Source organism: Streptomyces otsuchiensis, from assembly GCF_004305975.1.
Classification (GTDB): domain Bacteria; phylum Actinomycetota; class Actinomycetes; order Streptomycetales; family Streptomycetaceae; genus Streptomyces; species Streptomyces otsuchiensis.
Map to the genome: position 1 here is coordinate 1 of NZ_BHZI01000059.1, position 23,389 is coordinate 23,389.

General features: G+C 75.9%; 17 protein-coding genes. 9 read left to right on the forward strand and 8 right to left on the reverse strand.

Features of this window, described 5'->3' with window-relative positions:
- The 4 genes from E0D90_RS08125 to E0D90_RS08140 all read right to left on the reverse strand — a co-directional run.
- The coding region (locus E0D90_RS08125; protein ID WP_130797172.1) for an MFS transporter at window positions 1-1,297 on the reverse strand (1,297 nt) is incomplete at its 3' end.
- Window positions 1,294-4,071, reverse strand: a complete 2,778-nt coding sequence (gene lanKC / locus E0D90_RS08130) for a class III lanthionine synthetase LanKC (RefSeq protein ID WP_130797173.1) — start codon at window positions 4,069-4,071, stop codon at window positions 1,294-1,296. The genes E0D90_RS08125 and lanKC, both read right to left, overlap by 4 nt.
- A gap of 308 nt (window positions 4,072-4,379) precedes the next feature.
- Window positions 4,380-4,577 (reverse strand): hypothetical protein, encoded by a 198-nt coding sequence (locus tag E0D90_RS08135; RefSeq protein WP_130797174.1) that lies wholly within the window; start codon window positions 4,575-4,577, stop codon window positions 4,380-4,382.
- Window positions 4,578-4,729: 152 nt separating this feature from the next.
- Window positions 4,730-4,924 carry a hypothetical protein gene (locus E0D90_RS08140; RefSeq protein ID WP_103501730.1) on the reverse strand — a complete coding sequence of 65 codons (195 nt, stop codon included), beginning with the start codon at window positions 4,922-4,924 and terminating at the stop codon, window positions 4,730-4,732.
- A 268-nt stretch (window positions 4,925-5,192) separates the two neighbouring features.
- Between E0D90_RS08140 and E0D90_RS08145 the strand changes: the two genes are divergently transcribed.
- The 6 genes from E0D90_RS08145 to E0D90_RS08170 are packed head-to-tail and all read left to right on the forward strand — an operon-like array spanning window position 5,193 to window position 11,955.
- Window positions 5,193-6,362, forward strand: a complete 1,170-nt coding sequence (locus E0D90_RS08145) for a radical SAM family protein (protein WP_227870073.1) — start codon at window positions 5,193-5,195, stop codon at window positions 6,360-6,362.
- Complete coding sequence (locus tag E0D90_RS08150) at window positions 6,359-7,162, forward strand: iron-containing redox enzyme family protein (RefSeq protein ID WP_130797175.1); 804 nt, start codon at window positions 6,359-6,361, stop codon at window positions 7,160-7,162. Before E0D90_RS08145 ends, E0D90_RS08150 begins: the two co-directional genes overlap by 4 nt.
- Window positions 7,159-7,386, forward strand: a complete 228-nt coding sequence (locus E0D90_RS08155) for an aroma-sacti cluster domain-containing protein (RefSeq protein WP_130797176.1) — start codon at window positions 7,159-7,161, stop codon at window positions 7,384-7,386. Before E0D90_RS08150 ends, E0D90_RS08155 begins: the two co-directional genes overlap by 4 nt.
- A gap of 38 nt (window positions 7,387-7,424) precedes the next feature.
- On the forward strand, window positions 7,425-10,478 hold the full coding sequence (locus tag E0D90_RS08160) for an adenylate/guanylate cyclase domain-containing protein (RefSeq protein WP_130797177.1): 3,054 nt from the start codon (window positions 7,425-7,427) through the stop codon (window positions 10,476-10,478).
- A complete protein-coding gene (locus E0D90_RS08165) occupies window positions 10,475-11,371 on the forward strand; it encodes a S8 family peptidase (protein ID WP_130797178.1) in 897 nt (298 codons plus the stop codon). The genes E0D90_RS08160 and E0D90_RS08165 overlap by 4 nt, the downstream gene beginning before the upstream one ends.
- A gap of 8 nt (window positions 11,372-11,379) precedes the next feature.
- Window positions 11,380-11,955, forward strand: coding sequence for a GAF domain-containing protein (locus tag E0D90_RS08170; protein ID WP_227870074.1), 576 nt, complete (start codon window positions 11,380-11,382; stop codon window positions 11,953-11,955).
- On the opposite strand, the gene E0D90_RS08175 is transcribed toward E0D90_RS08170, so the two are convergent.
- Window positions 11,947-13,731, reverse strand: a complete 1,785-nt coding sequence (locus E0D90_RS08175) for an AfsR/SARP family transcriptional regulator (RefSeq protein WP_130797180.1) — start codon at window positions 13,729-13,731, stop codon at window positions 11,947-11,949. The genes E0D90_RS08170 and E0D90_RS08175 overlap by 9 nt on opposite strands.
- Before the next feature lie 150 nt (window positions 13,732-13,881).
- Here E0D90_RS08175 and E0D90_RS08180 point away from each other — a divergent pair, with 150 nt between their 5' ends.
- Window positions 13,882-16,923 carry a type 2 lanthipeptide synthetase LanM family protein gene (locus tag E0D90_RS08180; RefSeq protein ID WP_130797181.1) on the forward strand — a complete coding sequence of 1,014 codons (3,042 nt, stop codon included), beginning with the start codon at window positions 13,882-13,884 and terminating at the stop codon, window positions 16,921-16,923.
- On the forward strand, window positions 16,920-17,132 hold the full coding sequence (locus E0D90_RS08185; protein WP_130797182.1) for a hypothetical protein: 213 nt from the start codon (window positions 16,920-16,922) through the stop codon (window positions 17,130-17,132). Before E0D90_RS08180 ends, E0D90_RS08185 begins: the two co-directional genes overlap by 4 nt.
- Window positions 17,133-17,273: 141 nt before the next feature.
- Here the strand turns inward: E0D90_RS08185 and E0D90_RS08195 are convergent, their stop codons facing one another.
- The 3 genes from E0D90_RS08195 to E0D90_RS08205 all read right to left on the reverse strand — a co-directional run bounded on the left by E0D90_RS08195 (window position 17,274) and on the right by E0D90_RS08205 (window position 22,463).
- Window positions 17,274-20,267, reverse strand: coding sequence for an ATP-binding protein (locus E0D90_RS08195; RefSeq protein ID WP_130797184.1), 2,994 nt, complete (start codon window positions 20,265-20,267; stop codon window positions 17,274-17,276).
- 157 nt (window positions 20,268-20,424) lie between these two features.
- On the reverse strand, window positions 20,425-21,168 hold the full coding sequence (locus tag E0D90_RS08200) for a hypothetical protein (protein ID WP_103501159.1): 744 nt from the start codon (window positions 21,166-21,168) through the stop codon (window positions 20,425-20,427).
- Window positions 21,165-22,463 carry a hydroxymethylglutaryl-CoA lyase-like TIM-barrel protein gene (locus E0D90_RS08205; RefSeq protein WP_227870075.1) on the reverse strand — a complete coding sequence of 433 codons (1,299 nt, stop codon included), beginning with the start codon at window positions 22,461-22,463 and terminating at the stop codon, window positions 21,165-21,167. Before E0D90_RS08205 ends, E0D90_RS08200 begins: the two co-directional genes overlap by 4 nt.
- A 194-nt stretch (window positions 22,464-22,657) precedes the next feature.
- On the opposite strand from E0D90_RS08205, the gene E0D90_RS08210 reads away from it, so the two are divergent.
- Complete coding sequence (locus E0D90_RS08210; protein ID WP_227870076.1) at window positions 22,658-23,281, forward strand: (d)CMP kinase; 624 nt, start codon at window positions 22,658-22,660, stop codon at window positions 23,279-23,281.
- Window positions 23,282-23,389 lie beyond the last annotated feature (108 nt).

Below are 23,389 nucleotides of genomic sequence, written 5' to 3' on the forward strand. Positions count from 1 at the left end.
GTCTCCGAGAGCCTCCAGCCGTTCGGCCCCCTGGCGGCGGCGGGCTGGGCAGGAACAGGGCGAGGACGGCGATGACGAGGAAGCCGCAGGCGAACACCGCGGACACCGCGGACAGCGGCAGCGCGGCCAGCATCAGCCCCGCCGCCAGGGGGCCGAACGGCTGGAGGCTCTCGGAGACGAAGCCGATGGCGGAGGTGGTCCTGCCGAAGATCTCGCGGGGTACCAGGGTCACCAGGACGACTCCCAGCGCCGCCCCCACGACGGGCGTCAGCAGGGACATGCCGGCCAGCGACGCGGCGAAGGCGATCTCGCTGCCGGTCCACCACGCGACGGCGAGCAGGATGCCCGCGAACGCCGGCCCGGCGGCCACCAGCACCTGGATGCGCAGGCGGCGCTGGAGGAACGGCGCCACCACGGAGCCGACGAGACCGGTGACGGCGGCCACGCTCAGCGCCGCGCCGACGGCGCCGCTGCCGCCGCCGCCCTGGGCCAGGCCCAGGATCAGGGCGTAGACCAGCGCCTGGAACAGGAAGTTCAGGCCGGTGGCGAGGAGCGCGACGGTCCGCAGGAAGCGGCTGCGTGCCACGTAGCGCAGGCCCGCCGTCAGGCTGCGCAGGAACGGCTCCCGGGTGCCGGCCGCCTTGGCGGCCCTGCGCTCGTCGGCGGAGACCGGGGCGCCCGCCCGGCTGGCGCGCGCCACCGGCGACAGCAGGTAGACGCAGACGGCGGAGGCGGCGAACGCGAAGGTGTCGACCGCGAAGGGCAGTCCCAGCGACACCGCGACCAGCACCCCGGCCGCCGCGGGGGCGGCGATCTCCGCCGCGTAGCCCCGGGCCTGGTTGAGCGAGATGGCGGTGGGCAGTTGCTCACGCGGTACCACCAGCCGGACGATGGCGCTCTGGCTGGGCTTGAACAGTTCCGCTCCCAGCTGGGCGACGACCACCGCCCCCACGGCCAGCTCCAGCGGCAGCTCCCCGAGGAACGTCCAGAGAGTGACCACGGCGAAGACCACGAACCTCGCCAGGTCCGCCGTGAGCATCAGGGCCCGGTGGTTGTACCGGTCGGTCAGGTAGCCGCCCGGCATCCGCGCCACCAGGGCGGTGATGAGCATCGCGGTGCCGATGGTGCCGACGGCGGAGGTGGAGTACCCACCGCTGAGCAGCACCATCGGGAGCGCGATGAACACCATCGACGATCCGAAGTCGGAGAGCGCCTGCCCGATCCACAGCAGCCGGAAGTCACGGTTGGCGCGCAGCGGCGGCGTGGGGCTCGTCGGGGGTGCCGCCGTGGTCGTCATCGCGACGGTGCCCGGTCCTGGCCGGAGCCGGCCGCCTCGGGCAGGAGGTCGTCGAGCACGAAGTTGGCGTTGGTGCGGGCCCCGGGTTCGGCGCGGCACAGCCGGTCGAGGAAGAGCGCCACACCGGCGGAGCCGGTCGCGAGGTCGGCGCTCTCCCGGACGGCCTGCTCGCCGGGGAAGACGATGCCCTCGGAGCGTTCGATCGCCGTGCACAGCACGGACTCCGCCAGCCGTTCCGCGTCGGCGAGCAGCTCCGGGTCGCCGAGGAACTCGTAGGCGTCGAGCAGGGTGTTGCCCAGCCCGCTGGTGCCGTGGAAGAGCTGGGGCAGCACGGTGAACTTGCGGCGGATGTCGGGCAGCAGTTCCGTGATGCGCCGGCGCAGTGCGGGGTCCTGCGTCACGTGGTGGTAGCGCAGCAGCGCGGTGAGCACGCCGGCGGTGCCGCTGTCCCAGTAGTGCCGCACCACGGCGGCCGTCTCGCCCTCGGCGACGACCTGGGCGGGGAAGGAGTAGAGGCCGCTGGCCTGGAAGGTCGCCTGGGCCAGGTCGAAGTCGAGGGCCTGCCGGCCGAGCGTGAGGTGCTCGGCGTCGCCCGTCGCGCCGTGGAGCGCCAGCAGGAACAGCGCCACGCCGGAGGCGCCCACCCCGTAGCCGACGCGGGTGACGCCGTCGGAGGAGGGCCACGACGCGAGGCCGTCGGCGCGGTCGGCGGTCAGCGCCAGCCGGTCGCCGATCTCGCGGGCGCGGTCCAGGAACTCCGGCAGGCCGGTGTCCTTCCACAGCCGCAGGCAGGCCATGCCGTGTCCGGCGGCTCCGGCGAGCACCCCGGGTTCGGTGTACAGCTGCGGATGGCCGGCCGCGTCACGCAGGGTCTGTGCCGCCAGTTCCCGGTGGCCGAGGGCGGACTGCGCCCAGGCGATGCCGGCGCTGCCGTGGTAGAGGCCGGGCGGTACCGCCTCCGGGGAGGTGGTCTGCCGCAGCGCCCAGCCCAGGAGGTCCTCGGGCACCGAGCCGCGCACCCGGTGCATCGCGTAGAGGGTGCCGTAGGCGCCGTACGCGAGGGTCAGCGGGCTGGTCTCGAAGACGGTCAGGTCGCTGGGGAAGAGCCGGTCGGCGCGGGTGAGGTCGGCGGTGGCCCTCCAGTAGCCGTGGACCCCGTCGAGGACCGCGCCGACGCGCTTGCGCAGGTCGGCCGTCGCGACCGGGTCGGGCGTCGCGGGGAGCGCCAGCGGGGGCGGCTGCCGCCAGTGGCTGGTGAGCGGCAGCTCCTCCAGCCGGCGCCGCAGGGCGGCCGGGTCGGGGGCGTCGGCGTTCTCGTCGTACAGCTCGGTGATGAGCGCGACGAGGTCGGCCGGCAGGTTCAGCTCGGCGGCGGCGGCCGCGAAGACGCGGCGCGGGATCGTCGGGTCGATGATGTCCGACTGGTGGCACAGGACCACACCGCCGAGCATGATGCCGCCGAGCGCGTAGTAGTCGGTGGCGCGGTCGCCCCGGCGGGCCCGGCGCGCCCGGCGGGTGACCATGCCCGGGGTGAAGACGCCGGAGCCGCTCGCCGCTCCGAGGGGCGCGTCCTCGTGGAAGGCGGCCTCCATGTCGATGATGCGGACCCGGTCGTCGGGCGTGACCATGATGTTGGTCGGCGAGAGGTCGCCGAGCACGATGCCGCGCTCGTGGCAGGCGGCGATCGCCTCCGCGATCTGGAGCCACAGGCCCCGGAAGCGGTCGTAGTAGTCCGTGAGCTTCTCGGGGGTGAGTTCCAGGGTGTAGAGCGGGTTGTGCGTGGTGTTGAGCAGTCCGACGTGGGAGCCTTCGATGAACTCCTCCGCGACGAAGGTGTGTTCACCTTCGGTGAAGCAGGCGACGGGGCGTACGAAGTGGCCGGTGTCGGCGAGTTCGGTGAGGATGTCGAACTCGTGCCGCAGTACCTCGGCCGCGTCCAGTCCGTCCGGGCCGACCTGGACCCCGGGCCGGGCCTCGCGGAGCAGCACGTCCGCGCCGGTCTCGTTGTCCTCGGCGCGGTAGAGGCCGCCGCGGTTGCTGAACTGCATCGCTCCGGTGACGGTGAACCGGCCCTGCGCCAGGGTGATCCGGCGGGCCTCGGTCCCGCCGGTCTCCTCGGCGGCGGGGACCGAGTCGTTCCGGAACGGGTCGCTGACCCAGTCGGGGGTGTGGAAGTAGGGGTGGCGCACGTCGGGGACCGGCTCTCCCTCGGGCGTGCGGATCAGCAGCTCCCGGTTCCCGTCCGGCATCACGCGGGAGATGGTGGTGAAGCCGCCGTACCGGTAGAAGACGACGCGCGACCCCGGATAGCGCCGGTCGGAGAGGATGTGGGGGCCGTCGAAGCCGTCCAGCGCCCGGGTCAGGGCGTCCCCGACCGCCCGGAACTCCTCCTCGTCGGCCGGGTAGACGGTGATGAACTTGCCGCTGGCGCCGCGCGAGACCAGCTTGTCGTTGTGCTCGCGCATCGCGACGGGGTCCATCAGGAACTTGAAGTGGACGCGCGCGTCGCGGAGCACCGGCAGGGCGGCGCGCAGGATGTCGGTGGAGGTCGCCGAGGTCGCGGAGACGTGCAGCTTCCAGCCCTGGGCGACCGGAGGCACCCCGGGCGGCTGGGTGATGATCCAGTAGCCGCGGCGCGAGACCTGCCAGGTGCCGGGCACCAGCGATCGGTAGACGAGAAGGTGTTCGTGCCCCGCGGGACGGCGCCCGGCGTTCTCGAACCAGCGCGGATGGTGCGCCATGTACGCCTGGATGGTTGCCCAGTCCACCTGCATCCCGATGTGTCCTTCCGGTGTTCTGACGGTGTGCTCGTGCTGTCGTGGTGGCGGTCCGGATCCGCCCGTGCCCGGCCCGCGGCGGGGCAGGTCGGGGTGGCCGCCGGGGCGTCACGCCCAGGGGACGGCCGGTGCCCCCGGCCCGGGGAGCCGGCCGGTGGAGCGGCGGCTCCGGCGCCCGCCGTCCGCAGCGGCGGGACGGCGGGCGGGGCGCGGGGGCACCGGTCCGCTGCGGGTCGCACGCGTCCCGGCCCCGCTGTGGGCCGGGCCGGGACGCGCGGTCGTTCCCGTCAGTGGGGTCGGGACTGTCAGACCGGGTCGAACAGGCAGCTGGTGACACCGCAGGAGCCGCTGCTCTGGGCGCCGAAGGCGGTGGTGGCCTGCTGGTCCGGCGCCAGACGCTGGAGTTCCAGGACGGCGCCGGCCATGGCGTGGGCGGCCACCTCGACGTTCTTCGCGGCCTCGGCCACGTCGTCCTTCGTGGGCTGCTCGTTCTGTTCTGTCATGGAGTACCTCTCTTGAAGAGGGCGAGACGATGCGCGGGCGAACACGGGATACGACGGGAGCGACGCCGTGCGTCACGCCGCTCCCGGCCGGGGCGGGCGGACCCGAGCCCCGGCCGGAGGCGCCGTCGTTCCGATCAGCGGGATCGGGACTGTCACACCGGGTCGAACAGGCAGCTGGCGGCACCGCAGGAGCCGCTGCTCTGGGCCCCGAAGGCGGTGGTGGCCTGCTGGTCCGGCGCCAGGCGCTGGAGCTCCAGGACGGCACCGGCCATCGCGTGGGCGGCCACCTCGACGTTCTTCGCGGCCTCGGCCACGTCGTCCTTCGTGGGCTCGTTCTGCTCCGTCATGGAGGACCTCTCTTCTGTGCGTGAGGGCGTCGTGAACGGTGCGGCACCGTCGTTCCGGTGACCGCAGCGATGAGAACGCTAGGCACCGGGGGTGCAGGATCGGTTGCCGCGCGGTGAAAGGGCAGGTCGGAGACGGCCCCAGGGGGCCGGCGGCCGGCGGCCGGGGCGTCCCGGAGGTGTACGGCCCGCCTGCGCGGGGGCCCTGACCTGCGGTCATACCGATCGGCAACCGGACGGCAGGCGGCGCCGCGCATACTCGTCGTCGCCCATGGACCGCAGCATCCGGTCCGTGCGGCTCCTGTCGGCGGCCACCCCGCGCGGCGCGGCAGGACGAACGGAGAAGGAGACCGACGTGCTGCTCGCCGACCTGATGTCGCTGCGCCAGACCGTCGGCGCCGGTGTGCTGGTCACACTGACGGAACGCTGCCCGCTGAGCTGCGCCCACTGCTCCGCCTCGGCCACCCTCACCGGGCGGGATCTCGACGCCGGCGACCTGCTGCGTTTCCTGCGCACCTTCACCCCGGACTGCCGTCCGGAGGTGCTGATGCTGACCGGCGGGGAGCCGCTGACGCGCCCGGCGCTGGTCGTCGAGGCGGCCCAGGCCGCCCGCGCCGCCGGCACCCGGACCGCCGTGCTCTCCGGCGGGTTCTTCGCCAGGGGCGGTGCGCTCCCGCCCGCGATCCGGCGCGTCGCCGAGGCCGTCGACCACTTCTCGCTCAGTGTCGACGCCTTCCACGAGCGCGAGGTGCCCCGCGCCGACGTGCTGCGGGCTGTGGCGGAGCTGCTGCGCACCGGGGTGGCCACCAGCCTGCATGTGCTCTCCGAGGGCGCCGACGACCCCTACCCGGACGAGGTGGCCGCCGAGGTGGCGGACCGCTTCGGCTCCCGGGTCCCGATGCTGGTGGCCGAGGTGCGGGCGATCGGCCGCGGCGCCGCGCTGCCCGGCCGGTCCGCCGCTCCCCCGCCGCCGCTGCCGTCCGCCGCGACGCCGTGCGAGATGGCGGCCTGGCCCGTGATCACCGGCGACGGCGCCATCGCGGCCTGCTGCAACCAGGACGTGGTCGACGGCCGCATCCGTCCGGAGCACCTGCGGCTGGGCTCGGTGGCGACCGACACCTGGCGGGCGGTGCGCGACCGGGCCTACGGCGATCCCCTCCTGCGGATGATCCGCACCGTGGGTCCGGTGCACGTCGCCGCGCGGGCCGGCGGCACCCCCGGTGACTACTGCGGCACCTGCCACCGCCTCCCGGAGATGCCGGAGGCCGCCGCCTGGGCGGGGCGGGCCGGGAGCGGGCCGTGCGGGGAACTGCTCCAGGCGGCGGCGGTCGGCGCGCTGCGGGCCGACGGCGCGCGGGGACTGGTGGCCCGGCACGGCAGCAGACGGCACGCCGGGCTGGTGGGCGGGACCACCGACGGCGGCCGGGAGGTCGCGACATGACGCCGCGTCCGTCCGCGCCGCCCCCCGCCACGGCCGCGCCCGTCACCGCCGGAGGCGAGGTGGAGGCGCTGCTGACGCTGGTCTCCCCCGCGCTGCGGCGCTGCTCGGCGGCGCTGTGGCGGCCCGAGGGCCTCGCCACGCGGTACCCCCGCTATCTGGCCACCATGCACGCGGTGATCCGGGCGTCGGTCCCGCTGATGGAACTGGCCACCGAGCGCTGCCGGGCCCCGGCGGCGGGCGCGGGCGGCGAGGAGCCTGGGCTGCGGGCGCTGGCGCGATTCCTGCCGGAGCACATCGGGCGGGAACTGCACCACGACGACTGGCTGCTGCGGGACATGGCCGCCGCGGGGCTGGACCCGGAACGTGAGCGGGAGCGGCCGCCCGCGCCGTCGGTGGCCCGCATGGTGGGCGCCCAGTACTACTGGGTCAGGCACCACCACCCGGTCAGCCTGCTCGGCTACATCGCCGTTCTCGAACTCCACGCTCCCTCAGTGGAGTTGCCGGCGCTGCTCGCCGAGTGGACCGGGCTGCCCCCGGCCGCGTTCGACACGCTGCGGCTTCACGCCGAGGAGGACGGCGGGCACAGCGCCGAGGTCCTCGCCGCGATCGACGCCGCCGCGTGCTCCGCGAGCGCCCGGCGGGCGGTGCGGCTGAGCGTCCTGCACACCGCCGCGGCGCTCGGCGAGGTCCTCGACGAGATCAGCGCCCCCGACTCTCCCGAAGCGCCGCGGCGGGAGAGCGCACGCACACGCCCCGGGCCGTCCGGCCCGGCCGAAGACGGAGGAGTGGCCGGCCCATGACGAACGCACCCGAACCGGACGCCGGGGCGGAGGCGGAGCGCACCCTCCGCGCTCTGGCCACGGCCGGCTTCCCCGTACACACCTTCACCGAGGACCAGTGCGCCGTCTTCGCCGCGCTCGCGCCCGAGGAGCTGGCTCTCGTCCTCGACATCAAGGGGCGGCTGGACGCGGTCGAGCCGGAGGTCACGGCACATGCCGCCGTGGCCGGCGCGGCCCTGTTCTGAGACCCCGCGCCCCCGGGCGCAGAACCGAAAGGCGGCCCGTGCCGGAGCAACGCAAGATGGTCACCGCCCTCTTCTGCGACCTGGTCGGCTCCACCGAGCTGTCCGGCGTGCTGGAGCCCGAGACGCTGCGCGCCGTGGTGCTGCGCTACTTCGACGCGATGCGGGCCGGTATCGAGGCGCGCGGCGGGACGGTGGAGAAGTTCATCGGAGACGCCGTCGTGGCTGTCTTCGGGGTGCCACGGGTCCGGGAGGACGACGCGCGCCGGGCGGCGTCGGCCGCCCTCGGCATGATCGAGGCGCTGGAGGAGCTGAACGACGAGCTGGAGCGCGAGGTGGGCAGCACCCTCGCGGTGCGGATCGGGGTGAACAGCGGCGAGGTGGTGACCTCGGGTGAGGTCGCCGACGGCACGATGGTCTCGGGCGAGGTGGTGAACGTCGCCGCACGGCTGGAGCAGGCGGCGCCGCCCGGACAGATCCTCATCGGGCCGACCACCCGGCTGCTGCTCGGGGCGGCCGCCCGCGTCGAGCCGGTGGGTTCGCTGACCCTGCGCGGCAAACGCGACCCGGTCTCCGCCTTCCGCCTCACGGGGCTGGCGCCGGGCGGCGCCCCGCCGGACACCCGGCCGCCGGCCACACCGTTCGTCGACCGCTCCGGCGAGTACCGCTGGCTGACGGACGCGCGGGCGAGTGTCGCCGCGCGCGGCGGGAGCCGCCTGGTCCGGGTCACCGGCGAGGCCGGCGTGGGGAAGTCCCGGCTGCTGCGTGAGTGGCTGGCCGAACTGATCGCGGAAGGCGCTCTGGTGGGAAGCGCCCGATGCCGCAGCCACGGCGACGAGGCGAGCCTGACACCGCTGGCCGACGCGCTCGCCAGCCTGCTGCGGCGCGCCGCGTCCGACGGGACCGAGGCGGCCGGGGACGCGCTGCCGCCCGCCGCCGGGGAGGACTGGGACGGCGCGTACGAGGTGCTGCACGGGGGGCTGCTGGCCGACGGGACGCCGAGCCCTTCCCTCGGCGCGACCTGGGCGGCGGTGGCCTCCGTGCTGGCCGGTCTGTCACGTCGCGGACCGGTGGTGCTGGTCCTCGACGACGTTCAGTGGGCGAGGCCACTGCTCCGTGACGGCCTGCGGACCCTCGGCGAGAGCCTGGCCGACCGGCCGGTGCTGCTGGTGTGTTCGGGCCGCCAGGCCGAGGGAGGCCCGCCGGAGAGCAGCCGGGCCCCGGACCTCGCGGAGCTGCGCCTGGAGCCGCTGTCCGAGACGGCGTCCCACCGGCTGGCGGCGGCCCTCACGGCGACCGCCGACGGGGGCTCGGAGCTGTCCGAGGAGGTGCGACGGGCCGTGGTACGGCGCGCCGAGGGCAACCCGCTGCATCTCGAACAGCTGCTGGCCTGGGCGGGGGACGGCGCCGACCCGGCCGAACTGCCGGTGACCGTCACCGCCGTCCTCGCCGCCCGGATCGACGCCCTGGAGGAGGCCGAACGCGCGGTGCTGGACGCGGGCGCGGTGCTCGGGCGGCGGTTCACCACCGACGACGTCAGGACCCTGCTGACCGACACCCCGCACGAGGGGGCCGTCGCCGGCGCGCTCGGCGGGCTGGTCCGGCGCGGCCTGGTGGAGCGGGTCGCCGGAACGCCGCCTACCCACCAGTTCCGGTCGGGCCTGCTGAGGGACGTCACCTACCAGGGGCTCAGCAAGCGGCGCCGCGCCGCCTGGCACGAGCGGCTGGCGGCCCGGCCGGGCACGGGCGCCGCCGTGACGGCGCACCACCTCGAACAGTCCTGTCTGCACCTGCGCGAGCTGGGCCAGCGCGGCCCGCGCGCCGAGGAACTGCGTTCCCGCACCGCCGTCGCGTTCGTCGACGCCGGGCGTCACGCGCTGGCCCGCGCCGACCTGTCGTGGGCCGCGGACCTCTACGAACGCGGCCTGGCGCACGGGGGCCCCGACGACGTCTGGTGGACCGCCGCCGCCCAGGGCCTCGGCGAGAGCTGGATCGCGCTGGGCCGCACCGACGACGGCGACGCCCTCATCCGGCGGGTGCTCGAGGTCTCGGCGGCGGCCGGCGACGACCGCGCGCACGCGCACGCCCGGCTGCAACTGGCCGTCACCGATCCCGAGGGCGACCAGGGCACGGCCGCGGAGGCGGCCCGCGCCGGGCTGCCGGTCTTCCGCGCCGCGGGCGACCGGCTGGGGCAGGCCAGGGCGTATGTGCGTCTGGCGCAGGACATGCAGGTCGCCGGCCGGCACCAGGCGGCCGGGGCGCTGCTGGCGGCGGCGCTCGGCCACGCCATGGCCGCCGAGGCGACGCCGGAACGGGCGCTGGCGCTGGGCGCGCTCGCCGTCTCCCTGTGGCACGGGCCCACTCCGGCGGCCGACGCCGTGGCACGGTGCCGCGATCTGCTCGCCGAGCACGGCCCCGGCAACGCCGTGGCGACGGTCACCATCGGCTACCCCCTCGCCAACCTCCTGGCGCTGCGCGGCCACATCGGGGAGGCCCGTGCCTGGCTGACCACCGCCGACCGGCTCGCCGCCGGGCTCGGCTACGCCGAGGCCGCGTGTTTCGGGCCGCTGTTCGCGGCCGGGGTGGAGATGTGTTCCGGCAGGCCCGAACGGGCCGAGCCGCTGCTGCGGGAGGCCATCGACCGGTGCCGCGCGCTCGGTGCCACCACCCTGCACGCCAGCGCCTCGCGCGACCTCGCGCGGGCGCGGCTGGCGCGGGGCCTGGCACCCGGGTCCTGGCTGACGGACCGTGAGCCCGGCGCGTTGCGTCCGGCGGACGCCGCCGACCACCACGGGGTGCGGGCGCTGACCGCCGCGGGCGCCGGGGACACCGCGCTGGCGCTGGCGCTGGCGCGCCGCGCCGTGGCCGAGGCGGACACCACGGACTCACCCATCAGCCGGGGCGCGGCCCGTCTCGATCTCGCCCGGGTGCACGCGGCGGCCGGGCGGGGCGTCGCGGCCCGGCACGCGGCGGAGGCGGCCGCCCGCATGTACGAGGACAAGGGCCATGCCGTGGGCCTGGCCGCCGCGCGGGAGGTGGCCGCCGGGGCGTTCGGCGGCGCGCCGGCGCCCACCGTGGAAGGGGAGCTGCGATGACTGTCGGCCCGAGCTGGGGGCTGCGCGAGCGGCCCGCCGAGATCGCGGTGGACGCGGTCGGCCTCCCGAGCGTCACGCCCGACTGGGCGTGGGGCGGCTCGCGTGGTGAGGGGGTGCGGGTGTGCGTGGTGGACAGCGGGGTGGAGCTGGACCACCCCATGGTCGGCCCGGTCGCCTCCTCGCACCGGGTCACCGACGGCGGGGACGGCGGGCCGCGGGTGGTGCCGGCCGAGGGCGGGGACCCGTGCGGTCACGGGACGGCCTGCGCCGGCATCGTGCGGGAGGTCGCCCCCGGGTGCGAGCTGCACAGCGTGCGGGTCCTGGGGGACAACTTCTCCGGGAGCGGCGACTATCTGCTGGCCGGGCTGCGCTGGGCGGTGGAGCAGGGCTTCGAGGTGATCAACCTCAGCCTCTCCACCACCCACACCAAGTTCGTGCGTGAACTCCACGAGCTGGCCGACGAGGCGTACTTCCGCGGGACGGTCCTCGTCGCCTCCGCGCACAACGCGCCCGTGGTGAGCTTCCCGTGGCGGTTCTCCTCGGTGGTGTCCGTCGGCAGTCACCGCGAGGACGACGCCGGCCTCCACCTGTACAACCCGGAGCCGCCGGTGGAGTTCTTCGCCAAGGGCCAGGACGTGCGCGTCGCCTGGACGGACCGCTGCGTGACCCGTACCACCGGCAACAGCTTCGCCACCCCGAGGATCGCGGGGCTGTGCGCGCTGATCCTCGCCAAGCACCCGGGGCTGACGGTCTTCCAGCTCAAGACGGTGCTGTATCTGTCCGCGGCCAACGTCAGCGCCGCCGATGCCGGCGCCGGCGGCGGGCTGCCGCTGCCGGGCGCGGTCCCGGCGCGCGGGGCCCGGTCCACCTTTCCCTCCCGTACCGAGAAGTGAGGTCCACGGTGCCCACTCCCGTCGCGTCCGAGGCCACTCGTGCGCTGCTCCAGTCCGTGGTGGAGGTGGCCAGGGCCATCTTCGGCGCCGCGGCCAGTTCGGTATTCCTGCTCGACGAGGAGGCCGAGGAGCTCGTGTTCCAGGCCGTCGCGGGCGAGGGCGAGGAGTTCCTGGTCGGCACCAGGTTCCCCGCGTCCCGCGGCATCGCCGGCTGGGTGGTCTCCTCCGGCCAGGCGATGATCGCCGACGACCTGGCGGGGCTCCCGGCGTTCGCACGTGACCTGGCCGAGTCCACCCGGTACGTGCCGAGCGCCCTGATGGCCGTTCCGCTGCTCTCGGAGTCCCGGGTGCTCGGGGTCCTGGAGGTGCTCGACCCGGTGCCGAGGTCACGCGCCGACCTCGACGACCTCGACCTGCTCGCCCTCTTCGCGCACCAGGCGGCCCTCGCGCTCCGCATCGCCGGCGACGCGGACGGGGCGCCGGGGCGCCCGGACACGCCCGGGGTGCCGCACGGGGACGGGGTGGCGCCGGACGAGCGACTGGTCGACGCCTTCCGCGACTTCCTGCGGCAGCGGTCAGGCTGAGACCGGCGTGCCCCGGCGTTCCGCGCCGCCCTCCCCGGCTGGTCGCCCCGCGAACTCACGGGCGAACTCGCGGGCGAAGGCGGACATCCCGTAGACGGCGACATGCGCGCTGACCTCGCCGCCGGGCGGGGTCAGCAGTCCGCACTCCAGCAGTTCCTCCGCGTCGGCCGCCACCTGCCCGTACAGGTACGGGGGTGTGCGCGCCGCGACCCTGCGGCAGGCGTCGCGCTGGCGGGGGTGCAGGTCGCGCCAGAGCGCCTCGTACCGGTCGCGCAGGACGAGTTCGCCGGCGGTCATCTCGTCCAGCAGCGAGGGGGCCCGTGAGAGCCGGTCGGCGTACTCGGCCGGGCGGAGGTGCCGCAGGGCGTCCAGCTTCACCGCGGCGATCCGGACGGCCAGCGGCAGCCCCTCGCAGCTGCGGACGATGCGTGTGCCGGCCTCCGCGTCGGACAGCAGCCGGCCGAAGCCGATCACACGGCCCAGGAGTTCGGCGCCCTCGGCGTCGTCGAACGGCGACAGCTCCACCCGCGCCACCCCCGGCAGGCCGCTGAGCCGGTAGCGGCTGGTCACCAGGGCGGCGCTGCGCCCGCTGCCGGGCAGCAGTGCCTCCGCCGCCGTCGCCGAGACCACGTCGTCGAGCACCAGCAGCAGCCGCCGTCCGGAGAGCCAGGCGCGCCAGCGCGCCAGTGCCTGGGCCACGGTGCGTTCGGGCGGCAGTCCGACCGCGTCCAGCAGCCCGTGCAGGACGGTGCCGAGGGGCCGGGTGCCGAGTTCGACCAGCAGCAGCCCGTCCGGGAAGGCGTCGGCGAGGAGGTGCGCCACGTGCACCGCGAACGCGGTCTTGCCGACGCCGACGGGGCCGGAGACGACCATCACCCGTCCGCCGGCGGACGCTCCCCTCCCGCCTCCGGTGCCGCCGCTCTGGCCGAGGTAGGCGAGTGCCAGGTGGGACTCGGCCGACCGGCCCACGAAGTCCGGCAGTTCACGCGGCAGCTGGTTGCCGACGCCCGGCGCCCGGCCCCCACCACCGCCGGCACCACCGCCGCCGGGAGAGGCCAGCCGGCTCCGCAGCTCGGTCAGCTCCGGCCCCGGTTCGACGCCGAGTTCGCGCGCCAGGGCCGTCCGCACCGTCTCGAAGTGCGCGAGCCCCTCGCCGCTCCTGCCGCCCGCGGCCAGCGACCGTATCCACGCGGCCGCCAGCCGTTCACGCAGCGGGTGGGCGGCGGCGTGCTCCTCGACCCGCTCACGGACCAGCCGGTGGGCACCGCGCTCGCTCATCAGCTCCGCCCACTCCTCCAGGGTGGCCAGGAACAGCTCCTCCAGCCGGTCCACGGTCTCGGCCAGGCACGGCAGCCGGCCGAGTTCCGCCAGCGGTCTGCCGCGCCACAGGGCGACGGCCTCGTCGAGCACGCCGACGGCCGCCTCGGTGTCGCCGTCCCGGGCCAGCCGCCGGCCGGCCCGCGCCAGCTTCTCGAACCGCACCAGGTCGCACTCCCCGGCGTCGATCCGCAGCAGGTAGCCGCCCTGGCTGTGTGTGAGCCGGTCCGCGAAGACCTGGCGCAGCCGCGAGACGTACACCTGGAGGTTCTTGCGCGCCGTGCGCGGGGGCCGCCCGTCCCACAGCGCGTCGATCAGTTGCTCCGCCGGGAAGACGGTGTTGGCCCGGCTGACCAGCAGCGCCAGCAGCAACCGGGGCTTTGGGCCGCCGAGTTGGACCGCCTCCACATCTCCGCGACGTACCGACAACCCACCGAAGGTGATGACCGCACCATTCATGGTCCGACCGTGTCACCGGTCCGCCCACCGCGCATGGGCACCCGTCCCCCGCATTTGGCGACCGTGACATGGACGGCCCGCGCGTCCGGGTGCAGAATCTGGGGGACTTCTACCCATGACCATCCCCGACCGTACTGAAAGAGTCGGACCATGCATCCGGTAACCGCCACGACGTCCGCCCCATGGGCGGGCGACGCCCCGGAACGGTGGTGGTCACCGGCGGTCGGGGAGACGGCGCGCGGGGCCCTTGAGCCTCCTCCGTGGGCCGGCTTCGTGGAGCGGGCGCTGGCGCAGGCGCCTCCCGTGGAGCAGGCGCCCGGGGCGCCGGTGGGCGAGGTGCCGGGGCTCGGGCCCGAGGGCGGGCTGCTGCGTCCGCTGCTGCCGCTGCTGGCCGAGGCCGACCGCCGGTTCGCGCACGACGCGAGGCCCGCGGAAGACACGGCGGACGCACGGGCGGTGTGGGACGGGGCGCGACACCGGCTGGCGGCCGACCTCCTCTCACTCGCGGGCCGCACCCTGGTCGCCGAGCTGCACGCGGCACGCGACGCCGGCGCGCTGACGGGTGCGGACGGCCACCAGCGGTTCGACGCCGCGATGCGCGCGCTCGCCGCCCGCCCGGCGCTCACCGCCGTGCTGCGGCGCCACCCCGTGCTGGCACGGCTGCTGGCCCAGCGCTGCCTGGACATGACCACCGCCGCCACCGAGTTGCTCACCCGCCTGGGGGCCGACCGGCCCGCGCTGGCCGGCGCCGTCCTCGCGGGCGGGGCGCCGGGCCCGCTGGCCCGGGTCGACTTCGGGCTGGGCGATCCGCACGACGCGGCCCGGACCGTCGCCCAGCTGGAGTTCCGCGACGGCCGGCGGCTGATGTACAAGCCCCGCCCGCTGGGGCTCCACCGCTGGTGGAACGAGTTCCTCGCCTGGTTCGCCCGCCGGCGGCCGGGGCTCGCGCCCCGCGCCGTCCGGGTGCTGCCCCGTGCCGGGTACGGCTGGACCGAGTACGTGGCGGCGACCCCGTGCGGCTCCCCAGCTGCCTTCTACGCCAGGACCGGTGCCCAACTCGCCCTGCTGTACGCGGTGGACGCGATCGACATCCATGCCGAGAACGTCATCGCCTCCGGGGACCACCCCGTCGTAGTGGACGTGGAGACGCTCTTCCACCCCGCGCTGGCGTCGGCCACCGACGGCGGGCCGGACCCGGCCGTCCCGGCGCTGGCCGCTTCGGTGCTGCGCACCTCGGTGCTGCCGGTGCCGCTGTTCGGCGAACACGGCGCCGTCGACAGCTCGGCGATCGGCGGCCGTGCTGGCCAGCTGTCGCCGGACGAGCTGCCCGCCTGGGAGAACCCGGGGACCGATCTGATGCGTCTGTGCCACCGGCGGGCGCCCTGGCCCGGCGGCCCCAACCGCCCCGTGCGGGCGGAAGGGCCCCGGGGCCGCGACGGCTGGAGCCACGGCCCCGGCGGTTCGAGCCCAGGACCCGACGGCGTCGATCCGGCCGACCACGCGGCGGAGTTGCTGCACGGCTTCCGCTCCGCGTACCGCGCGCTGCTCGCGCACCGGTCCGCGCTCACCGCGCCCGGCGGGCTGCTGGAGCGGGCCGCCGCCGAGCCGGTGCGGCTGGTGGCCCGCCCCAGCCAGGAGTACGCCCGGCTGCTGACCGAGTCGCTCCGCCCGGAGGCGCTGCGTGACCTCGCGGCCCGGCGCGGCGCGTTCGGCGCGCTCTTCGAGGACACCGGCCGCCCCGTCCTGCGGGCGCTCGCCCCCTGTGAACGGGAGCAGTTGCTCGACGGCGACATCCCGCTGTTCACCACCACCCCGCGGTCACGGGCCGTGCGGAGCTCACGCGGTGACACCGTCGAGGAGGCGCTGCCCGGCTCGGCCCTGGTGGGGGTCCGCGCCAAGCAGGAACGGCTCGGGGAGGAGGATCTGCGCCGTCAGGAGTGGCTGCTGCGGGCCTCGCTCGCCGGGCTGCGGCCGGCGGCGGAGCATCGCACACCGGGGCCGGCGGCGCGGCCGCCCCTGCCTGCGGGGGACGGTGCGGGCACACCCGCCGCGGGACGGGCGCTGGCCCTGGCGGTCTCGGCGGGTGACCAGCTGCTCGGTCTGGCCTGCGCCGGCGACGGGCGGCTCAACTGGCCTGGACTGCATCTGCTCGACGACCGCCACTGGCTGGTCCACGCCCAGGGCGCGTCGCTCGGCGACGGCTACTCCGGCACCGCGCTGTTCCTGGCGGAACTGGGCCGTGCCACCGGCCGTGGGCGCTTTTCGGAGGCCGCCGCCCAGGCGGTCGTCCGGCCGCTGCCCCGCACGCTGCGTCTGCTCGCCGCGCATCCGGAGCTGGCGGCGCGGGTGGGCCCCGGCGGTTTCCACGGCGTCGGCGGACTCGTCTACGCCGCCGCCCGCCTGGGCCCGCTGCTGGACAGCCGGGAGCTGCTGGAGGTGCTTCCGGACGCGGTGACCGCGCTGACGGCGGCGAGCGCGGCCGAGGAGCGAGCCGACGTCGCCGACGGGCTCGCGGGTGGCTTGCTGGTCATGGACGCGCTCCATGCGGCGCTGGAGCACGCCGGGCTGGAGCGCGGCGCGGCGACCGCGCTGGAACGGGCCCTGACCGACCGTCTGACGCGTGCCGCGCCACCGCGCGAACCGGGTTTCCTGCGGGGACGCGCCGGGACGGCCGCGGCGCTCGGCGGCCGGGGCGTGTCCGCCGCCGGCGCGCGTGCGAAGCCGCGGTCCGTGGCTGACGCCGGGCCGGAGCCCCTCCCGTCCGACCCGGGCTGGTGCGCGGGGCTGGCGGGCACGGCGCTCGCCGGGCACGGCCGCGCCGCCCATCTCGACCTCCTCGCCGACCGTGTCCCCTCCTCCGACCACTCCCTGTGTCACGGCGAACTCGGCGTCCTCGAACCTCTGGTGGAGTCGCACCCGGTGGCGGCGGTCCACGAACACCCGGCCACTTTGCGGCTGTTGCGGCAGGTGGCGCGGCACGGCCCGCGCTGCGGCACCCCGGACGGGGTCCCCACCCCCGGCCTGCTCACCGGGCTGGCCGGGATCGGGCTCGGCCTGCTGCGTCTGGAACTCGGCGCCCGGGTGCCCTCCGTGCTGCTGCTGCGTCCGGCGGCGTCCACCAGGAACGAACCCCCGACCGGGGGCCACCACCCAAACACCTCAGCGACTCAGGAAAGCAGCGTGACAGCGTGAACGATCACCAGCCGAACGACTCCACCACCGGCCCGGACGACGCCCCGGACCCCACCACGGGCGAGGCGTCGCCGCCGGAGGGAACGGCCATGAGGGCGCGGCTGCGGCTGGCGATCCTCAGCGGGGCGACCGTCGGCGCCTCGGTGATGGCGGCCGTCGCCTACCAGGAGGGCGGGACGACCTCGATCAGCCTCACCACCCTGGGCTGACCGCCCGCCGGTGCCGCTGACCAGCCGACGCCCCCGCGCCCGGCGGTGACGGCCCGGCAGCCGAGCTGACATGCCCCGGCCGGGGTCCGCCCGGCCGGGGTCCGCCCCGGGCCGGGGCGCGCGTCCCGGCTCCGGCGGCGTTCAGGACGTGGCGGACGGCTCCCGCCCGGTGGCGGGGGTGAAGTCCGCGGCGAAGTCGCACAGTCCGGCCCGGTCGTGGGTGCCGGTCTTCCGCAGCAGGCTCGCCACATGCTTCTCGACCGTGCGGGCGGACAGATGGAGCCGGGCGGCGACCGCCTTGTTGCCCAGCCGTTCGGTGAGCAGCCGGAAGACGTCGTACTCACGCGCCGTCATCCCCATGGCGCGCAGCGCCCCGGGGATGCTGTCCGTGCCCGCGCGGCGTTGCCGCACCACCACTCCGAGGCCGCGCAGCTGGGACCGGCAGGCGCCCGCCACCGCGACCACGCCCGTGCGGTGGAAGTGGTCCTCGGCCTCGGTCAGCCAGCGCTGCGGCTCGCCCCAGCCGTCCGCCAGGGCAGCCTCGGCGACGAGCCGCAGACCCAGGTGCCGGGCCGTGGGGAACAGCCGCGCGTCCGCCTCCGCGATGCGCAGGGCGGCGTCCGCCCGCTCCCGCCGGCCCTCCCGTCCCGCCAGCACCGCCTCGGCGAGCCTCAGGAACTGCCGGTTCCAGCGCAGTCGTCCCGCCTGGTCGGCGCCAGCCCGCAGGCACTCCTCGCGGCCGGCGCGTCCGTCCAGGACCTCCAGCAGGAGCACCAGGCCGTGGGCGCCCGTCAGATGGAAGAAGTTCCTGGCGTCGGACTCCGCGGCGGCGGCGAGGTCCGCGGCCACCTGCCGCGCCTGGTCCCGGTCCTCCTCCAGCAGCGCGCAGAACAGTTCGCCGAGCCCGCGCACCAGCGGGGCCACCGTGGACCGGTCGCCGCCGCAGGCCCGGAACTCCGCGAGCGCGGCGCGGAACTGGGGCCGCTGCCCCTGGTGGGCGGCGACCACGGCCCGCACCATCAGGACGTACCGCGTCACCGGGTGCAGCTTCAGCCGCCGGGACTCCTCCAGGGAGCCGTCGACCAGCGCCGTGGCCCCGGCGAAGTCCGAGCGCAGCGCGGCGTCGAGGGCGAGCAGCCCGCCCGCGTTGTGCGCCAGGCTGACGCAGCCGGTGCGCAGGGCCTCGTGCCGCGCGAAGGTCAGGGAGTCGGTGGCGCCCTCCGCGAGCCAGGCGTTGCCGCCCAGGCCGAGGAGGCCGTGGGCCCGCCAGCCGACCAGGCCGCGCTCGGACGCGGTGCGCAGCGTCTGCCGGAAGCACCGGTCGGACTCCTCCAGGGAACGGCCCCTGCTCGCGAACCCCACCGCGTACCAGGCCTGGCAGGCGAGCGCGGCGTCGTCGCGTTGCCGCGCCCCCTCGATGGCGCGGTGGGCGAGCCGCTCGCTGCGATCGATGTGGCCGCGGTCCGCCGCCGACACCGTCAGGTACGCCTCCACCGCGTCGGCGCCGGCGGTGTCCCGCGCCGGGGCGTCCGGAGGCAGCAGCGCCCTGGCTTCGGCGACCTGCGCCAGTCCCTCCGCGTATCGGCCGGCCACCTCGGCGGCCCAGGCCAGCCGCACGTGCAGTTCGACTCTGCGTGCGACCTCCTCCGCTCCGCCTTCGCCCGGCTCGGCCGCCAGGTCGGCTCGGCGCAGCCGGTCCGCCACGCCCGCCGCCCGGTCGAACTGTCCGTCGTCGGTCAACGCGAGCAGCAGGGTCTCCAGCAGTTGGCGGTGCACGCCGCTCTGGACCGGGCCGTAGTGGCTGTCCTCCAGGGTCTGGTGCGCCTCGTCGACGACGGCGATGGCGGTGCCGGGCCCGCTTCCGGCCAGCGCCCGGCGGGCCACCTCCAGGTAGTGGGTGGCGGCGGCCTGCCGCTCCCCCGCCTTCGCCCGCAGCCGCGCGGTCAGCAGGCACCAGGTTCCCGGCAGGCCCGGGTGCAGCTCCTCCACGGCGTCCGCGGCCCGCGCCGAGAGGGCCACCCGGTCGACCGGGCTCAGCAGGGCGAGCAGCGCCTCCTCGGCCAGCGGATGGGCGAAGGCGTACCAGTCGGCGCCGTGCCCCTCGTCGCTCTGGAGCAGACCCTCCGCCACGGCGGAGCGCACATGGTCGAGGGTGACGTCGCCGTCCCGTCCCGCACAGTGCCGCAGCACGGCCAGCGGGAACGCGCGGCCGAGGACGGCCGCCAGGGACAGGGTGCGGACCACGCCGGGCCCAAGCCGCGCCGCCCGTTCCTCGACGACCCGCGCCAGTGTCACGGGCACACCGCTGCGTTCGGCTCCGCGCAGCTGCCAGCCCCCGTCCTCCGCCCGGGTGAGGCGGCCGTCGGCGAGCATCCCGCGGATCAGCTGGTCGGCGACGAACGGGATGCCGTGGCTGTCGCCGTAGACCTCGGCGGACACCTCGTGTGCGGGGCCGGCCGGCGAGAGGTCCAGGCGGGAGGTGGTCAGCGCGTGCACCTCGGACTCGCTGAAGCGGCCGAGCGGCAGCAGGGCGCCCTCGCCGCGCTGGGCGACGGCCGTCGCCAGTTCGTGGGCGTCCGAAGGGCCCGAGCGCACGGTCGCCACCACCGCGACGGGCTGTGCGCTGAGGTTGGCGGCGAGATACTCGGTGACCGCCAGGGTCTCGGGGTCCGCGTGGTGCAGGTCGTCGACGACCAGCAGACAGCCCCGGCCGCGGCCGTACGCGGCGGCCAGCCGCAGGACGGCTTCGGCCAGCACGATGGGCGACTGGTCGCAGTCCCCGCCGGTGGACCACTCGGGCACCAGGCGTCCCAGGACCGGCAGATAGGGGCCGAGCGCCTCGGCCGGGGGCGCGGAGCCGGTCCGGGCCAGCGAGAGCAGCGCCTCGGAGAGGGGACGGAACGGGACGGCGGGCCCGGTGGCGCTGCACCGCCCCTTCAGCACCGCCATTCCCCGTCGCTGTGCCTCGGCGAGGGTGTGCGTGGTCAGCCGGGTCTTGCCGATACCGGGCTCGCCGGTGACGAAGACGAACGCGCCCCGGCCCTCGCGCGCCTCCAGCAGGGCTCGCGACAGGGCGGCCAGTTCACTGTCCCGGCCTACGAGTTCGGTCTCCGCTCGGACCGGACCGGCCACCATCCCCGCGCTCCCCCTTCTGTCCGATGTCACAGCCGGGGCCCGCCTTCCGCGTGCGGCTCCGGCTCCGGGATCTCACCCCTACCCATCCCAGCAGAGAACCATCGAACCGCCCTACTCCGCCTCCCCCCTATTTCCCCCTACCGCGGGAGGCGGCCGGCTACCCGTAGCGGGTGCGGAGGTGATCGAGGTAGTGGCGGGAGGTGGCGTGGGGGTGGTCCTGTGCGCCGTGCCGGTGGAGGGCGAGCCCGCCGCCGGGCGAGACCCGCAGCGTGGTCGTCGCCCGGCGGGGTGGCCCCGCCCCGGCCCGGTCGTGCTGGTGACCGGGCGGGGCCACGGCCAGGACGGGAGGCCCGGCGGGGAACATGCCGAGCGCCTCGGCGGTGGTCGCGGCGGGCGGGTGGCCGGTGCGGTTGGCGCTGGAGACGTAGAGCAGCGGATGGTCCTCCAGCAGCGGTCGCAGCGGGGACCAGCGAGCGCCGAAGAGCAGGACCCAGCCGTCCCGGGACGCCGGTGACAGCCACGGTGGCGCCGCGGCCTCCGGCCGCAGGGGCACCAGGAGGGTGAGGAGTTCCTCCGCCAGCAGGCGGCGGACCCGGGTGGAGTCGTCGGTGTCGAGGGCGAGGAAGGCGTCGAGCCGGGCCAGGGTGGCGGGGTGGTGGGCCCACAGGGCGACCGGCTGCGTGACGGGACGGCCCTTGGCCGCGTTAACCGCCGGGGGGCGGGTGGCGGCGACGACGAAGGTGAGCGGCTCCGGGTTGGGCAGGACCACCGCGCCGCCCCGGCCCAGGACCCGCCCGGCACCCGGCAGGTCGACGGTGCCCGGGGTACCGGCGGGGCCCGTCCCTCCAGCGGCGCCGGGGGCGGCCGTGGCGGGCGGCGTTCCGCGTTCCGCCCGGTTCACGGCGCGCTGTCCGCGGTGACGGCCGCGGGCGCCCCAGGTGCTGCTGGCACGGCGGGCGCCGCGCCCGGGCGGCGCGCGTCGAGGCCGTCGAGGTAGGCGGCGAACGACGCGTCGTCGACGACTGCGGCGCCCTGCCGGTAGGCCCGTGCCTTGACCCAGCCCATCGCCTCCTTCGTCTGGTACTCGTCCAGCGTGTGGCCGAGTCCGGCGGCGACCGCGCGCACCACCCGGGCGCTGGCCAGCTGGGTGAGCACCACGCCGGGTGCGGTGCCCAGCACGGCCCGCGGGTCGAACGGCTGGAACAGCGCCGGAAAGACGAACGGCGTACCGGTGGAGATGGTGCCCACTCCGGTTCCGACGATCGGGGTCGTCACCGTCAGCGGCACTCCGGTCTCCTCGGACACCATGCGGGCGATGCCCGGCATCCGGGTCAGGTCCGGGGCGCGCCACCACGGTTCGGTCGCCTCGCCCAGCAGGGCCCCCGTCCGCTGCGCGAGCAGGAACAGCAGTTGCTCGGTGGCGACCATGCCCGAGCGTTCCGCGATTCCCAGCCAGGAGGAGGACACCACCCGCACCCCCGTCCGCAGCGCCTCCAGGGTGTTGGCCAGTCCCAGTCCGAGGTCGTTGTGCAGGTGGGAGGCGAGCACCACCTCCGCGGCGGCCTCCGCGCGGACGGCCGTGAACAGGGACCTCACCTGTGCGGGCAGCTGGTCGCCGACGGTGTCGGCCAGGATGACGGTGCCCGCGCCCGCTTCGGTCATGGCGGTGGCGTAGGCGGCCACCAGCGCCGGTTCCGCCCGGCACGCGTCGGCCAGGCACACATCCACCGCGACAGCGGAGTCCAGGTCGCGGTCCTGCCTGACCAGGGTGACACCCGCGTCCAGTGCCTCCCGGGCGCCGCGGTGGACCATGACCCGCGCCATCGCCTCCGACGCGGGCACCACCACCATCACCCGAGCGTGGGCGACCCCGCGGACGGCGGCGAGGGCCTGCCGCACGTCCGCCGTGGCGCCCCGGCAGACCGCCGCGACGCTCACCCGGCCCTCCGTCTCGACGGCGACCCGGCGCACGGCCTCGCGCTCCTCGGCGCAGACGGCGGGGAAGCCCGCCGCGAAGACCACGTGCCGGGGGCCGGCCGGCCCGAACATCCGTCCCTGTTCGAGCGCCAGGCGCACCCGGAACTCCGCCGACATCAGGGTCTTGGCCTGTGCGCCGTCCCGAGCGGACTCCTCCCAGAGCACGACCCGCCCCGCCCGGGCTGATTCCCGCACCACATCCACGCCGTCGTCCGTCACCGCTCGCCCTCCGCCGGCCCGGCGCAGCCACCGGGCTTCCACTGACGGAGAAACGATCACTCACCGGGCCCTCGGCCCCGGCCGCAATCACACCGTTTCACTCTTTCGAATGAACCGCCGCGTCCGGGGCGGCGGCGCCGCCCGGGAGCCGGGGGACGGCCCCGGGCCTCGACGGCACCGGTAACGTCCCCGCCGTGGAGGACGTGAGAGTGGTGCTGATCGGAGGAACCTCGCACACGGGGAAGTCGACCGTGGCGCGGCACGTGGCACGGCGGCTCGGCTTCGACTGCCTGTCGACGGACGGACTGGCCCGGCATCCCGGAAGGCCGTGGCCGACACCGGAGTGGCAGGTGCCACCGCACGTCAATCAGCACTACCGGTCTCTTCCGGTCGACGGCCTCATCACCTCGGTACTGGACCACTACCAGCGGCTGTGGCCCCGGATCGAGGAGCTGGTCACGGATCACGCCCGCACGAGGCCGGGGGTGCCGGGCCTGGTGCTGGAGGGGTCGGCGCTGTGGCCGGCGAGTGTCGCGGGCCTCACCGTGCCGCGTACGGGCGCCGTCTGGCTGACCGCGGACGAGTCCGTCCTCACGACACGGGTGCGCACGGCGAGTCGCTACTCCCGGCTGTCCGACGACGGCCGCGTCCCGGTCGACGGGTTCCTCGCCCGCACGCTGCGGTACCAGCGCTTGATGCTCAGTGCCCTGACGCGGCTGGGGCTGGACCACGGCGCCGTTCCGGGCCGCGGCCGAACGCCCGACGAGCTGGCGGAGGTGGTCCTCTCCGTCGCGGCGGCGCGGCGCACGCCACGCTGAACCACCCCCGTTGACGCCGGGGACGCGCAGGGTGGCCGCGCCGTTTCCCGCTTCGTCAGGGCGGGGCCACCCTGCGCGTCCCCGGCGTCAACGGGGGTGGTTCAGCGT